We start from the raw sequence: 13,508 nt of genomic DNA, 5'->3' as shown, positions 1-13,508 counted from the left end.
AAGGAAATCAAATGAAAAAACGACTGGATTTAACCCTCTATTTAGTCCTTGATCCATTATTATGCGGTGGCATTAATGGCATGGTAAACACCACAAAGATTGCTGTTTCAAATGGTGTGACTGCAATACAGTTAAGATCTGAACATGAATTTAGCGGTAAAGATTGGTACTACGCTGCCTTAGCATTGAAAGAAGCATTAAACGACACCTCTGTTCCACTATTTATAAATGACCATGTAGATATTGCTTTAGCGGTTGATGCCGATGGTGTCCATATTGGGCAAAGTGATTTGCCTGTTGATGTAGCTCGACAACTTATCGGCAAAGATAAATGGTTAGGCCTTTCGGTAACTAACCAACAACAACTTGAAGCAGTTCCTTGGCAGCAGGTTAATTATATTGGCATAGGGCCTATCTTCCCAACCATAACCAAAAAAAATACAACGGTAGCAATAGGAACAGAACAATTAACTGAATTAGTCAAACTAAAACAGTGCCCAGCTGTTGCCATTGGTGGTATTGATGAAAACAATATAACTAATATTATTCAAACGGGCATTGACGGCGTTGCTGTAGTTTCGGCTATTTGTGGCAAAAAAGATATTCAACAAGCAACATTATCGCTTATCAACAAAATCAAACAAGTTAAATAGGAAATACTATCATGACAACAATTGCATTAACCATTGCAGGATCTGATCCTAGCGGTGGTGCAGGTATTCAAGCCGATCTAAAAACTTTTTCTGCACTTGGTGCATATGGTATGTCAGTTATCACTGCCCTAACAGCACAAAGCACGCAAGGAGTTGATGCGGTATTAGCTATATCGCCCGAATTTATTGAAGCCCAATTTAATACACTTTATCAAGATATTCAAATTGATAGCGTAAAAATGGGTATGCTAATGAATAAAGAAATAGTTGCAACCGTTCACCACCTTCTTAAAACAAACCCTATTCCTACTATCGTGTTAGATACTGTAATGGTTGCTAAAGGTGGACATCCCCTTTTAAAGTCTGATGCCGTAACAGCTATTCGTGAGCTTTTATTACCCTTAGCCACAATTATTACTCCCAATCTACCAGAAGCAGCAGCGCTACTCGATTGTGATGAAGCTAAAACCGAAGATGAAATGCAAAAACAAGGGCATGAATTACTCAAGTTAGGCTGTAAAGCGGTATTAATGAAAGGTGGACACTTACCAAGCAAAGAAAGCCCTGATTATTTGATCACACACAATAATATAATAAGAATGACCTTTCCACGCATCCAAACTAAAAATACTCACGGAACGGGGTGCACATTATCAGCAGCTATTGCAGCATTATTACCTAAAAATAATTTAGAAGAAGCAATCGCCCAAGCAAAAAATTATCTACAAGGCGCAATTAGCCATGCCGATGATTTAAATATAGGGAAAGGAATTGGACCAACGCATCATTTTTACCGCTGGTGGTAATTGTTCAAAATATTAATGGGATTTACGTTACTAACTATTGCATATAACAACAAATCCCATACGCAACTAATGCAGATCTTTTGCTTCACTCGTACTACAACTGAGCGTTCCTCGCTTTCCTTGCTCGTCTTCAAAATAATCAGCCCAACAACTTTTCATTGATAAATCAATTTGTTTTATCAACTCAACTCTAGTTCCATTATAAGAACAACTAACATAATAAGGTTCAACATCTGTCTTATAATTAACTTCCCATATTAACTCATGTTTCTTACCGTCAACCGTTCCTTTTGCTGGTTTTAAAGCCGCCATTCTAGAAGGCTTATCGTGATAAACAATCATACTAAAAAAGGATGCCTCCTTACTATTTATATCATTAGAAACTTCCCACCCATCAGGCATATTTACAACTTCTTCTTTAATATTAAATTTTTGTGGACAATCAATCTGATAAGCATTAACAAAAAAAACTGCACCACACCAAGCCATAATAGCCACAGTAACACTCAATATTTTACCTTTCATAATATATCCTTATAACAATAGCCTATTAATAAACAGATAAAAGCATTCTAGCATTCCCCAAAATATGCCAATACCTTAAACAAAGTTTTATTAGTTCTGTTTTAATTTGAAATTTCAACAAATTAAAATAGAAAAGATGCTTCAAAATAGCCTAGTGCCGTCAAATATAGATGTAGTTATTACACAATCCTAACAAACTCATAACCAGCCTCATTAACAGCAGTAATCGCAGCTTCTTGCGAAATAGAACTATTTTCGATATCAACCTCGTGTTTGGTTAAATCAACGGTCACTTTTGCATTTGGATCAATATCATTAATTGCTTTTGTTATTGCTTTAACACAGTGTTGACAACTCATATTATCGACGATTAATTTCATACATCCTCACTATTTACGGGTTAATAGTAAAAAAAATTCATATAAAAACCTAAAATTACCACAAATTTACCTACAATATGATAGCATCATATTCCTTTTTAATATTTATAATAAATTTTATAGTGAAGAAAATAAAATACAGTTTACTACTAGCCTGTAGCCTAACACTTGTTGGTTGTTTTGAGCCTAGCTCTATTGAGCGTTGGATTGACAACCCTACCAATAACGAAATCAAAGTCACTATTGATGGAAATGAGCTAACCATTCCAGCAAAATCAGGTATTAATTATACCTTTAAATATGGCAAACATACCTTATCGTATAACAATGAAGACTTCAATTTTGTTGCAAAACCAGCTCAATATTTTTCAGAATCAGGCTTTATTAACCCAACACAAAGCAACTATTTTATACACACTCTCATTTATTCAGAATCTGATTTGGGTGAAGGAGAATATGAAAAAATTCTAAAAAAAGACAAAGAGTTCAATAATATTGAAGTCATTATTGACGGTGATGAAATGGAAGTTGAGCTTCCCCTAAAATTAATCAACGATGTATTTATCGAAAAAATTGATAATTATTGGAATTATTCTTATGATGAGCCATTTCCTGAAAAAGTCACCCAAAAATCAGATAAAAGCCAACCACATTACGAACGACTTAGAAAAATATATCGTGAAAGTGATTTTATTGATTTTTTAAAAGAAAATATTAATTGGAAAGAAGTTAGTTTCCATTATCGTCCTAAAAAATTCAGCGAAATAGAACAATATGTTATTCCTGATATTGATTTAAATAGCATAAAGTGTAAAGAAGGTCGCCAATATCTAGAAGGTCTTTTAAATGATTGGAATCATCTTCTTACCTTAAAAGGTAGTGATTTCACAAAACCATACAATGAGTTAGTATCAGAAGATGCAATAGATAAAGACTACGAAACAGAAAGCCTGTGTACAAAAGAAAACGATCCAGAGCAAACTTATAGCAAAGCATTAAGACAATTTACTGATGCTATCCAAAATACTCGCAATGCAAACTTTTATGTAATTAAATAGTATTGAGTGTTACTTTGACAAATAGAGACTACTTAGTAGCCTTTTTTGTTTTTAATTAAAAAGCCTATAAATAAAAACCACAAAAAAATCAACAACTTTAATAACAAATTTTTTACTAGTAATAGCGTGGATTTTATGCGGTGGCTTCGGGCGTTTGGGCTTTTAGTGATCAAAATAGCTACAATCACCACATCAAATTTAGGGAATTAAAGCAAATTTCCTGACAACCTACACTTAGCCAGCTTGGTTAATAGTAAAAAAAATTCATATAAAAACTTAAAACCACTACAAATTTATTCATAATATGATAGCATCATAGTCTTTTCTTAATATTTATAATAAATTTTATGATGAAGAAAATAAAATACAGTTTACTACTAGCTTTTGGCCTAACACTTGTTGGCTGTTCTGAACCTAGCTCTATCGACCGTTGGATTGACAATCCTACTGCTAACGAAATAAAAGTCACTATCGATGGTAAAGAACTAACTATCCCTGCCAAATCAGGTGTTAATTATACATTTGAATACGGCAAACATACCTTATCGTATAATAATGACGACTTCAATTTTGTCGTAAAACCGGCTCAATTTGGAGAATCAGGTTTTATTAACCCAACTCAAAGCAACTATTATTTATATACAGTCATCTATTCAACCTCTGAAATTAGTGATGAGGAATACGAAAAGATCTTAAAACAAAACAGAGAAATCAATAAAATCCCAGCCATTATTGATGGTAAAGAGCAAGAAATAGAAATGCCAGCAAAATTAATTAATGATATATTGATTGAAAGGAGTGATTATCATTGGAATTATTCTTATGATCAGGCTTTCCCAGAAGAAATAACCCAAGACCTAAGATTAAAGAAAAACCAATCTTATCAAGAACGTTTTAGAAAATTATATCGTGAAAGCGACTTTATTGAGCTTATAAAAGAAGATGAACAAGAAGACATTAGTTTTCCTTACCAGCCTAAAAAGTTCAGCGAGATAAGCCAATATGTTATTCCTAAGATTGACTTAAATAACATAAAATGCGAAGAAGGTCGCCAATATATGGAAGGCCTGTTAAATGATTGGAATCATCTTATGACATTAAAAGGTAGTGATTTTACAAAACCATACAATAATTTAGCCTCAAATGATGCAATGGCGAAAAGCTATTCTTCTGTAGACAAATGCACAAAAGAAAACGATCCTGAGCAAAGTTACCGTAAAGAATTAAGGCAATTTGTTGATGCCCTCCGAAGTACTCGCGATGTTAATTTTTATGTAATTAAATAGCATTGCCTTAGTCATTTCCAAAATATAAAAGAGGTTGTTAAACAACCTCACTTTAAAGGTATAAGATTATTTTAAATAGTTTTATACCTTAGCGTTTATATGACAGACTGCATTCCCATATTTTTATCACTATAAAAAATATTTGTTAAGACTGACTTTGTTTAGCTAGTAATAATAAGCGGATGAATAACTAACCATCTGTTATAATTTCATCTATTTTTACTTCATATACTCATAGTTTTAATATATCGCATTAATTATTAAAGGAAATAAATCAATAATGTTACTTAATAACAATCAAAAATTAGGGCTGTTTTGCCTTGTGCTATTTTCGGTTAGTTTCATTATCTTAATGCAAGTGCATTTAATGCCTGCAGTAATTGCAGGCTTATTAACCTATACGTTAACACAAAAATTAGATGATTTTTTATCACAAAAAATGCTACGTTTTAGCCATAGGTCAAAATTAATTTCGGTATTGGTACTTACCACTTTAATTATTGGCATTTTTATTGGTGGCTTTTGGTATTTATTTGCTTGGTTTGTTGATATGGCCAAGCATCCAACCGAAACATTAACAAATTTGAAATTACTGGTCAACAATGTAATCAGCAGTCTACCAACAAGTATTACCCATTATTTACCTGATGATCTAGATGAAGTTAAATCAACTATAATGATTTACCTTAAAGATCATGTGTTTTATCTACAATCTATTATTAAAAAAGTGTTTCATGATTTAATTATATTAATTGTAGGAATGATCATTGGATTAATTCTGGGTTATAAAGAAAATCAACGCAACGCTGATCATAATCAAATTACACAAAGACCATTGACTAAAGCCTTGAAAACCAGCCTAAACCGATTAGTTGTGGTTTTCCAATATGTAGCTATCTCTCAAGTTGTGATTGCATTATTTAATACCGTAATGACGGCGATTTTACTATTTATTATTCTGCCCGTGTTTGGTATTCATTTGCCATTTAGTAAAAGTTTAGTGCTAGCAACATTTATTTTTGGTCTAATTCCAATTATTGGAAACCTGATTGTCAATACAATAATCTTTTTTGTCGCATTTACCGTATCATTTTCTGTTTCAATAATAATTATTGTTTATTTAATTTTAATCCATAAAATGGAATATGTACTTAATGCTAAAATTGTCGGCACAAAAATCCATGCTGGTATCTGTGAATTACTAATTGCGATGCTATTTTTAGAAACTCTTTTTGGTGTCATTGGTTTAATTTTTGCGCCTATTTTTTATGCGTTTATAAAATTATCACTAAAAGAATTACGAATTATTTAAATCTATTCAAATTAAGATTTGTATAAATTGATAGTTATCTGATTGTTATAAAATAGATTTTCATAGTAAAAAATAAGTTAATTTATTACCACATAGTCAAAACTTTAAAATCACCAAAATTGTTCAGATAAACCATTAATTTTATTGAAGCTTATGTTTAATGTTTTTAAATAAATCAAACATTTATAGACTGACTATTTTTTATTACACCGATTTTGGATTAAAAAAAGCGCTTTTGTTATTTAATAACCGCTGCTTAATAACAAAAGCGCACATACGTTGTCTGCTTCAGCCCCTCTGCAACTCAAAAATGGAGAGATAAACAGCTAAGGTGTACTGCAAATAACATGATCACGCAAGGTTGCCACGTCGTCATCCTTGCCACACATACCTAGGTCCCCCCCCCCCATGTGTACTGCTAAGAAGCCATTTTTTTCCTCCGAACAAGGGATACTGGTCAAATAAGCAGAACCTACAAAACCCGCATCGGGGATAAAGAATGTGTCTATCATTCCCCACTCTGTGAAAAATCCTGCTCCTATTCGTCGTTGATAAAACCGATTACCTGACGACAGCTTAGCATCAATAGTTACTGCATTTTTGCACTTAGAATAGGAAGGATCAGAAGAATAAGGATTATGATCCACACAGACAGCGTTAGTCAAATCTTTTATCTGTGGCATACGATAACCCAAACTGCTACACCATGTAGTTTGGTTAGAAGCGGTATCTCTTCTATCTCCTCGATTGACGAACCACTGCCTCAACTCAAACCCATATCTTACTACCTCATTACCATCACTATCTTTACCCACTAACTCAAACTTCTGCGGTAACTTTGGTACAGTAATTCGGCTAGGATTCGGATTATCCCATTGATTTCCTGCCACTGGACCTGTTAGCTTAACACGGGGAAAAACTTTTCCCTTGTCTTCATCAGGAATCCACCTATCATTAGCTACAACATTTGTCACTGTTGCAGTAATTCCCTCATGTGTGACGGGTAACCATGTCAATTCATTTACATCTATTCCTGTTATGAGTAAATCAAAATATAAATTATGTGCACCTGTGGTCGGGAAATTTAGATTGTATGATTCAGGATCAATTGATTGAACTAAAAAGCCCTTATGAGGATTCCATATATCAACTGGGCTTGCAGGTAACTGGCTGTCAGCTTTCATTAGATTCGGTCTTACATAGTCAATAAGCACCGTCGAAGATAAAATTATTGCATCACTACGATGATTATTTACACGACCACTTTTACTAGTTAATGCCTGTAAATTCCATGAAGATGACAATAATAACAGCCCCAGCACCAATGAGCTTTTTTGGAACAATTTCGATAATATGTTGAGAGATAATTTGGAAGATACAAATAAGTTTCGTGCAAGAACGCATTGAATAGGATTATTTGATAAATTCAAGACATAGGTTTGCCAGTGCTGGTGTCTGGTGTCTGGTGTCTAAAATGATAATGCATTATGGTTCACCTGTCAAGTAATATTTTGTTTTATTTAGATTTTTATAATTATTCGCTTATTTAATAAGCTTATTTTCCTATAGCGATAAAAGTATAACCATTTAAAAAATGGTTGGCTAGTTTTTTGGCGGACTTTTTTTATAAAGAAATGTAAAAATAAAAACGGTTCAGTTTTATTGATAGTTAAATTTTTAATTAAAATATGTGTTATGTTTCTAAATATCCTTCGACAATAAGTCGTGAGATAAAAAGAAATTCAAACGTAAACAAGCCTATCAAGCGCATGAGGCGGTGACACTTGCTCGGAAAAGGCGAAAAAACAGCGGTAATGATAGGCCCATAGAGGCTCGGTATGACATCAAATTGAAAAATACCTAATACATTATTACAGCCAGAGCAGATTGCCGCATGTTTAAACAAACGTCAGCGACTATTTCATTCGTTGACGACGAACAGATAAAGAAAATACAATATTTATTGAACTCGCGCCCAAGAAAACGGCCTTAGAATAAAAGCCCTGCCTCCTTTTATTCTAAGGAGCTAAGACGAGTTGCACTTCATGATGTAATCTAGTTTTTTGTAAAATGATAAAATTACTGCGTTTTTTGTTATTTTATTATTTCACTGAAAGCGCTTTTACTTGCTGTGTAAAAGCGCTTAACGCTTGCTTCATAGCTTAGATTCACTTAAGCTGAGCGTTATTCTTTAACTGCTTTACTTTTGATTAATTCCAAGCTTAATATCTCTTTTATATAAAAAATAAGAAATTAGTATTAAGGATAAACGCAAATACCACCATTAGAGCTAGAAACCCAATTTGAGTTTAGGTTATTAACCTGGCCACTGCCCGATTCTACGAAGAAATCGCTATCGCTAGTCCAATAGTTACCACGCCTGGTAAAGCCTGCACTATTGTACATAGTCAAGGTTCCCCATTCCGTTACGAATCCTGCTCCTATACTGCGTAGTACATCATTACGGCGTGACTGTGGTGAAGCGCCGTCTATTCCATTTCTACAAGGAAAATTGTCGTATCGGGAGTCACCTACACCGCACTTCGCATTGGTCAGATCTTTTACTCTTGGCATACGATAACCTATCGCATTACACCATGCGGTTTGCTCAGATTGGTTACCCATTTTATCACCACGATGGACAAACCACTGCTTCAATATAAAACTATACTTCAATACCTCACCAGATCTATTTCTACCCACTAATTCAAATGTTTGCGGCAAATGTGGCTTACGAACTGGACTTGGATTATTGGAGTTTCTTTGAGCATGATTTGCTGATGGACCTGTTAAAATAACGCGTATAAATGTACTTTTTTTAAAAATAGTTCTTGTACTACAGGAAGGCATAAAACTTTCCAGAGTACTGCAAACCTCATAAAACCAAGACTCATTCCTTGGTATACTTGTCACTGTGGCAGTAATTCCTTCATGTGTATCAGAATCCCATATTAAATCATTTACATTTCCCTCTAAAACTAAATCAAAAAATAACCCATCAGCACCTGTGGTAGGAAAATTAAAAGCATATAAAGGATGTAGTTGAGCAAAAAATCCTTTATTGTAAACAAATTCAGGTGTCGTGGGTTCAGGTTGAATATCGTTAATACCTTCATTATAAAGATAGTAAGGGGAAAGGGTAGGGGTCGCAAATAAGATAACTGGATCAGCAGGTAGCACTATTGCATCACTACGATGATTATTTGCACGACCACTTTTACTAGTTAATGCCTGTAAACTCCATGAAGATAACAATAATAACAGCCCCAACACCAATAAGCTTTTTTGGAACAATTTCGATAATACGTTGAGAGATAATTTGGAAGGTACAAATAAATTTCGTGCAAGAACGCGTCGAATAAGATTATTTGATAAATTTAAGACATAGGTTTGCCAGTCCTTGTGCCTTGTGCCTTGTGCCTAAAATGATAATGCATCACGTTCCTCGTGTCAAGTAATATTTTGTTTTATTTAGATTTTTATAATTATTCGCTTATTTAATAAGCTTGTTTTCCTACAGCGATGAAAGTATAACCATTTATAAAATAGTTGGCTAGTTTTTTGGCGGACTTTTTTGTAAAGAAATGTAAAGATGAAAACGATTCGGTTTTATAGATAGGTTAATTTTATAATTAAAATAGGGTGTTATGTTTCCGTCATTTTGAGATTTGGTGAAATTATTAATATCTACACCTACATTCCAGCTCACCCTATTTAGTGGAATAACCTCGCTTAGCTATTGGCACATTTAAACCCCATGGTAAAGCGAGTATATTAATCTTGTGGTATTGTTAGATTTTTTGCTCTAAAAACGTTCAGGTAGAGCATTGATTTTATTGAAGTTTTTATTTGCATTTTTAAATAAAATCAATCTTTTATAGGATAGTTTTTTATTACATTGAATTTGACTTTTAATAAAAGCGCTTTTGTTATTTGATAACAGTGGTTTAATAACCGTTGTTTAATAATAAAAGCTCAAGGCTAAAAGCCCTTGCTTGTTCAGCGTCCCAACTAACTCACAGGCTGCATGCTTGGTTATATTACCTCTATTTACACCATAAACGCCCATACCCTATTCATAAGGTGTGGCGCAAATAACAGGAAATTGGAACATATCCTGACCATCAGCAATAAGACCAGCAATAAAATCTTTACCCATACCCATAAAATCCATAACCATGCCTTCAGCCGTAACTGCATAGAAGTCACTCGTCCATAAATATTGCAAGGAGGAAGGTTTTTCGCCGTAATCGCCCACACGACCCCATTCAGTAAAAAATCCAGCACCAATTCGTCGTTGATAAAAATTACCTGCTGAAGAAGGTTTAGCACCATCTGCATCGCATGGAAACGGCATCATCGGCCACGAAATACCGCATTTCGCATTGGTTAAATCGCTTATCCGTGACATTTTATAACCCAAACTATCACACCATGTTGATTGTTTTACAAAACCAAACATATGATAATAGTCCAAACCACGACTAACGAACCACTGCTTTAACACAAATCCATACTTCACCTCATTACCAAGGCTATCTGTTCCCACCAACTCAAATGTCTGTGGTAAAGATGGAACTTTCAGTCGGCTAGGAGAATCTGAATCTAGCTGACTAGGACTTGCACTAGGACCATTTAATGTTACCCGCGTAACATAATAATCTTCCTGATATCTCTCAGGAATCCAAATATCACTATCACTTAATTGGATTGGTCTCCTCCAACTTACCGTTGCTTTTATATCCCCTTTCGTCTCAACATGCCAAGTCAACTGACTTGCATCTCCACCTTCAATACCTAAATCAAAATATAAACCATCTAAGCCCGTAGTTGGAAAATTAAGTCCATAATCGGATGAATTAGTTGCCTGAACAAGAAAACCTTCTTTAGAATCCCATATGTTAGGTGGACCTGCGAAGTCCATCCCCCAACCATCAGTAATACTACCATATCTTAGATTTGGTCTTACGTATCGCACAAAGTAACAACTGCCAGATGAATTCGGTTTGATGTAATATAGCACTGTACTATCATCAAAAGCACTTCTATTTGGCACTCCATACTGAGTTGTTAAACTACCTTCTGTGCTACTTAATATTATTTTATAAGGCGCTTTACAAATATCTAGTGTATCGCTACGATTAACAGCATTACCATCTTTGTCAGCAAAATAAACCGACAAACTTCCCGTTGCCGTAACTTTGTCATCACCATCGCCATCATCATCTCCCCAATTACCTCGAGTAATTAAATCATTTAAACTAATTGAATTTGTCCCCTGTGGCACCGCCATGTGTATATCATTAAAAGCACTTCCATTAATTAAGGTTATCGGATTTGTCGGACTCGATAAATTAGTTGATGGTCTGATGGTACTACCATCAGGCAACTCAATAGCTAATAACGTGTCAGTCGTTGTTGCTTTTATTCGTCCTCCTTCAAACGTAAAGTACGGCGCACTACCATGAATGACCTTAGATGTACTTACCATTAATGCCTGTAAGCTAAATGAATATGGTAATAGCGACATCAATAGCAAAGACAACGGAATTGGAAATTTGAGGATAAATTTTAATCGTGAAACAAATACAAATGAATCGACAGATTTATTTGATAAAATAAAAAATTTTAAGAATTTTTTAAGATTTAAATGGTTAAAAAGATTTAAGACATAGGCCTTCCAGTGCTGAAGTCTAAAATAATACTGCATTACGATCCATCCATTAAATAATTCTTTATATTTATACTTATTTATTCATTAAATAAGCTTATCTTCCATAATAAATAGAATTATAGCTATTAAAAAAAAACTAGCTAGTTTTTTAGCAATTTTTTTGTAAAGAAATGTAAAGATGAGCAGAATGATTAATATTGCTGATAACATCTAAAACACAAACACGCCCAACAGCCCAGTTTGGCGTGCTAGCTTTATTTCGTTATCGGTATATTTTGATGCTGTGATAAGGCAAGCATATTAGCATTGTGGAGCTATAAGTGTGTTTTTTGCTCTAAAATTACTTAGGTAGGTCATTGATTTTATTAGATTTTTTATTTTTAAATGAAATCAAACAATTATAGGCTAGCTATTTTTTTATTACATTGAATTTGGCTTTTTAAGAAAGGCACTTTTGTTATTTGATAATAGCTATTAATAACAACTTTTTAATAACAGCCAGTTAATAATAAAAGCACAAGCTTTTAATTCGTATCGAACGGGAGCTGTTTTGGCTTTCAGTCATTAAAGCGCAAGGCTCACTGGCCTTGCCTGCTCAGCGCCCTCCTACGTCTACAAATTAAAAAATAAACACTAAGGTGTGGTACAAATACCATACCTGTTGAGAGAGTCCTTATTGCTGTCCACATAGCCATCGTTTGAGTTAACGGCGAAGTGTTTATCGCCTCCTATAGCGTCACTCGTCCAATGATCGAAATAGAGAAAACCTGCATCGGCATAATTATTCATGTAACCCCACTCTGTGAACAAAGCTGCACCAATTTGACGCTGGTAATGATTACCAGATGACGGCGGCGTAGCGCCAACAGCTCCAGTACAAGGGTAAGCAGGATTAACCCCCACTCCAGAACAAACTGCGTTAGTTACCTCATTGACCCGTGAAAGATGGTATCCCAAACTACGGCACCAAGCGGCCTGCTCAGAGACAGAAAACCTTTTATCTGCTCGATGAACAAACCACTGTCTCAACTCAAATCCATACCTCACCTCATTACCACTACTATCCCTTCCCACCAACTCAAACCTCTGTGGCAAAGATGGCACGGTAATTTGACCAGGATTACTTGAACTTAGCTGACTACTACTTGCCCTTGGACCATTTAACGTTACCCGTGTTACATATTTTGATTTATCCGTAATCCATCTATCTTCGTTTGTACCTTGGTTTGGCAACCTCCAAGCCACCGTTGCATTTAGACTACCACTTGTATTAACTGTCCAACGCAACTGACTTGCGTCAATACCCCCTATGTCCAAATCAAAATACAATCTATCTGCTCCTGTAGTAGGAAAGTTTTGGTCGTAAGATGATGGGTTTGTTGACTGAACTAAAAAACCCTTAGCTGGATTCCAAATGTTAGCTGGGCCTGCAAAATCCCATCCATTAGAATTTTTACCAAAATTCAAATTCGGCCTGACCGCACAAATAACGGGCGGTGAAGGTGGTGTGATATAATACTCCGCTGTTCCTCCACTAAAAGTACTACTTCTTGGCTCACCATACTGCGTAGCTAAAGCTCCCTCCGAAATATCTAAGGTTACCTTATAAGGTGCTTTACATATATCTAATGCATCACCACGACTAACGGCACTACCATCTTTATCCGTAAATGATACCGATATACTTCCCGATGCTACAACACCGTTTACACCCTGTCCATCACCATCATCATCTCCCCATTTACCTTGGGTCACTAAATCATTTATATTTATTGAGTCGCTTGATGGCGGGACTATCATTTCAATATCAGCCA

11 protein-coding genes are annotated in these 13,508 nt (G+C 34.8%); 5 read left to right on the top strand and 6 right to left on the bottom strand.

All coding sequences use genetic code 11. From position 1 onward, the window contains the following. Positions 1-11: 11 nt before the first annotated feature. Both thiE and thiD read left to right on the top strand, forming a co-directional pair. Complete coding sequence (gene thiE, locus ACGH80_RS08645) at positions 12-653, top strand: thiamine phosphate synthase (protein ID WP_411630946.1); 642 nt, start codon at positions 12-14, stop codon at positions 651-653. Positions 654-664: 11 nt separating this feature from the next. Further along, a complete protein-coding gene (gene thiD, locus ACGH80_RS08640; protein WP_411630944.1) occupies positions 665-1,459 on the top strand; it encodes a bifunctional hydroxymethylpyrimidine kinase/phosphomethylpyrimidine kinase in 795 nt (264 codons plus the stop codon). Between the two features lie 66 nt (positions 1,460-1,525). Here thiD and ACGH80_RS08635 read toward each other — a convergent pair whose 3' ends face one another. After that, positions 1,526-1,984 (bottom strand): STY0301 family protein, encoded by a 459-nt coding sequence (locus tag ACGH80_RS08635; RefSeq protein ID WP_296318155.1) that lies wholly within the window; start codon positions 1,982-1,984, stop codon positions 1,526-1,528. A gap of 179 nt (positions 1,985-2,163) precedes the next feature. After that, the gene (locus tag ACGH80_RS08630; protein WP_034912296.1) at positions 2,164-2,364 is read right to left on the bottom strand and encodes a heavy-metal-associated domain-containing protein; all 201 of its coding nucleotides are present in this window, start codon (positions 2,362-2,364) and stop codon (positions 2,164-2,166) included. Between the two features lie 122 nt (positions 2,365-2,486). On the opposite strand from ACGH80_RS08630, the gene ACGH80_RS08625 reads away from it, so the two are divergent. From ACGH80_RS08625 to ACGH80_RS08615, 3 genes are all read left to right on the top strand, one after another. Continuing rightward, positions 2,487-3,422, top strand: coding sequence for a hypothetical protein (locus ACGH80_RS08625; RefSeq protein WP_174798628.1), 936 nt, complete (start codon positions 2,487-2,489; stop codon positions 3,420-3,422). A 347-nt stretch (positions 3,423-3,769) separates the two neighbouring features. Continuing rightward, positions 3,770-4,708, top strand: a complete 939-nt coding sequence (locus ACGH80_RS08620) for a hypothetical protein (RefSeq protein WP_296318154.1) — start codon at positions 3,770-3,772, stop codon at positions 4,706-4,708. Positions 4,709-4,988: 280 nt separating this feature from the next. Continuing rightward, positions 4,989-6,020, top strand: coding sequence for an AI-2E family transporter (locus tag ACGH80_RS08615; RefSeq protein WP_065589472.1), 1,032 nt, complete (start codon positions 4,989-4,991; stop codon positions 6,018-6,020). A gap of 326 nt (positions 6,021-6,346) precedes the next feature. Here ACGH80_RS08615 and ACGH80_RS08610 read toward each other — a convergent pair whose 3' ends face one another. From ACGH80_RS08610 to ACGH80_RS08595, 4 genes are all read right to left on the bottom strand, one after another. Then, complete coding sequence (locus ACGH80_RS08610; RefSeq protein WP_296300835.1) at positions 6,347-7,324, bottom strand: hypothetical protein; 978 nt, start codon at positions 7,322-7,324, stop codon at positions 6,347-6,349. A gap of 955 nt (positions 7,325-8,279) precedes the next feature. Continuing rightward, positions 8,280-9,275 (bottom strand): hypothetical protein, encoded by a 996-nt coding sequence (locus tag ACGH80_RS08605; RefSeq protein WP_411630942.1) that lies wholly within the window; start codon positions 9,273-9,275, stop codon positions 8,280-8,282. Between the two features lie 817 nt (positions 9,276-10,092). Further along, complete coding sequence (locus ACGH80_RS08600) at positions 10,093-11,730, bottom strand: hypothetical protein (RefSeq protein WP_411630940.1); 1,638 nt, start codon at positions 11,728-11,730, stop codon at positions 10,093-10,095. A 597-nt stretch (positions 11,731-12,327) separates the two neighbouring features. Next, positions 12,328-13,508 (bottom strand): hypothetical protein (locus ACGH80_RS08595; RefSeq protein ID WP_411630938.1); only part of this gene is annotated, 1,181 nt, incomplete at its 5' end.

It is taken from the genome of Gilliamella sp. BG1 (genome assembly GCF_046635625.1).
GTDB classification, from domain to species: Bacteria; Pseudomonadota; Gammaproteobacteria; order Enterobacterales; family Orbaceae; genus Gilliamella; species Gilliamella bombi.
The sequence above is the reverse complement of the archived record's forward strand: the minus strand, read 5'-3'. Positions and strand labels throughout refer to the sequence as shown.

Excerpts from the sequence above, each read along its gene's own strand:
- ACGH80_RS08600 (WP_411630940.1), bottom strand. The coding sequence starts at position 11,730 with ATGCAGTATTATTTTAGACTTCAGCACTGGAAGGCCTATGTCTTAAAT.
- ACGH80_RS08635 (WP_296318155.1), bottom strand. The coding sequence starts at position 1,984 with ATGAAAGGTAAAATATTGAGTGTTACTGTGGCTATTATGGCTTGGTGT.
- ACGH80_RS08620 (WP_296318154.1), top strand. The coding sequence starts at position 3,770 with ATGATGAAGAAAATAAAATACAGTTTACTACTAGCTTTTGGCCTAACA.
- thiE (WP_411630946.1), top strand. The coding sequence starts at position 12 with ATGAAAAAACGACTGGATTTAACCCTCTATTTAGTCCTTGATCCATTA.
- ACGH80_RS08615 (WP_065589472.1), top strand. The coding sequence starts at position 4,989 with ATGTTACTTAATAACAATCAAAAATTAGGGCTGTTTTGCCTTGTGCTA.
- thiD (WP_411630944.1), top strand. The coding sequence starts at position 665 with ATGACAACAATTGCATTAACCATTGCAGGATCTGATCCTAGCGGTGGT.
- ACGH80_RS08630 (WP_034912296.1), bottom strand. The coding sequence starts at position 2,364 with ATGAAATTAATCGTCGATAATATGAGTTGTCAACACTGTGTTAAAGCA.